We start from the raw sequence: 284 nt of genomic DNA, 5'->3' as shown, positions 1-284 counted from the left end.
GTTCGACCAGCACCCGGGAGAAGTCTGCGCGGTGGTGCTGGAGCCACGGCTGCAGTGTGCCGGTGGCATGCGCATGCATGATCCGGTCTACCTGCAGCGCGTGCGCGAACTGTGCGACGCGCACGGCGCGTTCATGATCGCCGACGAGATCGCCACCGGCTTCGGCCGCACCGGCACGCTGTTCGCCTGTGAGCAGGCCGGGGTGATGCCGGACCTGATGTGCCTGTCCAAGGGACTGACCGGCGGCTTCCTGCCGCTGGCCGCAGTGCTGGCCACCCAGGCGC

Annotated in this window: 1 protein-coding gene; it reads left to right on the top strand. The window is 69.7% G+C overall.

The window, feature by feature from the left end:
- Nucleotides 1-73: 73 nt before the first annotated feature.
- Nucleotides 74-284, top strand: a 211-nt coding sequence (locus EN852_RS40090) for an aminotransferase class III-fold pyridoxal phosphate-dependent enzyme (RefSeq protein WP_348643566.1), incomplete at its 3' end; no start/stop codon positions are given.

The organism is Mesorhizobium sp. M2E.F.Ca.ET.209.01.1.1, assembly GCF_004010375.2.
Classification (GTDB): domain Bacteria; phylum Pseudomonadota; class Alphaproteobacteria; order Rhizobiales; family Rhizobiaceae; genus Mesorhizobium.
Note: the sequence above shows the minus strand (reverse complement) of the source record. Positions and strands in the feature narration are given on the sequence as shown.